The sequence below is a fragment of the Streptomyces sp. NRRL S-350 genome (assembly GCF_000719705.1).
In the GTDB taxonomy this organism is placed as follows: domain Bacteria; phylum Actinomycetota; class Actinomycetes; order Streptomycetales; family Streptomycetaceae; genus Kitasatospora.
Window position 1 is genome coordinate 1 of the sequence record NZ_JOHO01000178.1, and the last position, 848, is coordinate 848.

The 848-nt window shown below is 74.6% G+C and carries 1 protein-coding gene; it reads right to left on the reverse strand.

Annotation, left to right across the window (positions count from 1 at the left end; genetic code table 11):
• Positions 1 to 848: N-acetylglucosamine-6-phosphate deacetylase (locus IF30_RS0140350; protein ID WP_030248169.1), on the reverse strand; the 848-nt coding region annotated here is incomplete at both ends.

The window sequence follows — 848 nt, forward strand, 5'->3', positions numbered from 1 at the left end:
GCGACGCCGTCCTTGACGTCGACCTGGAGGGGGCCGAGGGGGTAGAGGCCGTCGCCCATGCCGGCGGCGCCCATGGCGTCGGTGATCAGGGCGACGCGGGAGGGGCCGGCGGTGCCGTAGGCGAGGTCGAGGACGGAGGGGTGGAGGTGGACGCCGTCGTTGATGAGTTCGACGGTGACGCGTTCGTCCTCCAGGAGGGCCACGATGGGGCCGGGGGCGCGGTGGGCGATGCCGGGCATGGCGTTGAAGAGGTGGGTGGCGACGGTGGCGCCGGCGTCGACGGCCCGGAGGGTGGTGGCGTAGTCGGCGTCGGTGTGGCCGATGGCGGCGATGACGCCGAGGTCGGCGAGCATGCGGACGGAGTCGAGGCCGCCGGGCAGTTCGGGGGCGAGGGTGACCATGGTGGCGTGGCCGCGGGCGGCGTCGACGAGTTTGCGTACGAGGGCCGGGTCCGGGTCGCGCAGGAGGTCGGGGCGGTGGGCGCCGCAGCGGTTGTGCGAGATGAACGGGCCTTCGAAGTGGATGCCGGCGAGGACGCCGTCCTCGACGAGTTCGGACAGGACGGCGGCCTGGCGGGCGACTTCGTCGATCTCGCCGGTGACGGTGGAGGCGACGGTGGTGGTGGTGCCGTGGGCCAGGTGGGTGCGGGCGGCGAGGAGGGCTTCCTCGGCGATGCCGGAGGCGTAGGAGGCGCCCCCGCCGCCGTGGACGTGCAGGTCGACGAAGCCGGGGACGACGGTGTGGCCCGTCAGGTCGAGGTCGCCGGGTTCGGTGTCGCCGCCGAGGCCCGCGATGCGGTCGCCCGCGATCGTGAGCCGGTCGCCGTCGACGACGCCGCCGGGCAGGAC